The 854-nt window shown below is 55.3% G+C and carries 2 protein-coding genes; both read right to left on the reverse strand.

The window, feature by feature from the left end; translation table 11 throughout:
• Positions 1–398 (reverse strand): IS5 family transposase (locus tag MOV63_RS32705; protein WP_309500862.1); only part of this gene is annotated, 398 nt, incomplete at its 3' end.
• Positions 350–781: an IS5 family transposase gene (locus MOV63_RS32710; protein ID WP_258719368.1), complete on the reverse strand. Its 432-nt coding sequence runs from the start codon at positions 779–781 to the stop codon at positions 350–352. The genes MOV63_RS32705 and MOV63_RS32710, both read right to left, overlap by 49 nt.
• Positions 782–854: the final 73 nt, after the last annotated feature.

Below are 854 nucleotides of genomic sequence, written 5' to 3' on the forward strand. Positions count from 1 at the left end.
TAGGTCATGTTGACAAAGTGAGGCAGCCAAATCCTCACTGCGGCGATCGCCAGGAATGCAGCGAATGATGTTTTAGTCTTGTCGTAGCGGGTAGCGATGCGGCGGAACTGTTTGATCCGGTTGAACATCCGCTCGATACGATTGCGGTCTTTGTAGGCATGATAATCGCAAGCTGATGGATTCTTCCTGCTTGCTCGCGGTGGAATGACCGGTCGCGTGCCATGGAAAAGAAGCTCCTGGCGGATGCTGTCGGCATCATATCCCTTGTCAGCAAGGAGACGACGAGGCCTGTTTACCGGCATCGCGAGCAGATCTGGAACAGCGAGATAGTCGGAGGTTTCACCACCCGTCAGTACAAAGCCAAGAGGGCGTCCCTGACCGTCTGCTCGGGCGTGGATTTTTGTCGTAAAGCCGCCGCGTGATCGACCAAAAGCCTCCTTATGAGTCCCCCTTTAGCGCCCGCTGCCTGTGAATGGCCGCGAACTGTGGTGCTGTCCAGCATGTGCTGCCAATCATCTGTAAGGCCAAGCTCCACAAGCGTTTCCAAGAGCGCATCCCACACCCCTTGCTCGGCCCACCGCCGGAATCGGACGTAGACGGAATTCCACTTCCCATATCGCTCATGCATATCGCGCCACGGGCAGCCGACCCGCAGGACATGCAGCATGCCGTTCATGAACTGACGATTATCATGGGAGGGATGCGATTTACGGCCACGCTCTGTAGGAAGAAGCGGTTCTACGATCCGCCATTCTGCGTCGGTTAGGTCTCCACGTGCCATCGCTGCCTCCTAAAAAGCAGCTTTGAATCAGACCATAACTGATTTGAGAAGACACTTTGTCAACATGACCTAG

Source organism: Neorhizobium sp. SHOUNA12A, assembly GCF_023006505.1.
Taxonomy (GTDB): domain Bacteria; phylum Pseudomonadota; class Alphaproteobacteria; order Rhizobiales; family Rhizobiaceae; genus Neorhizobium.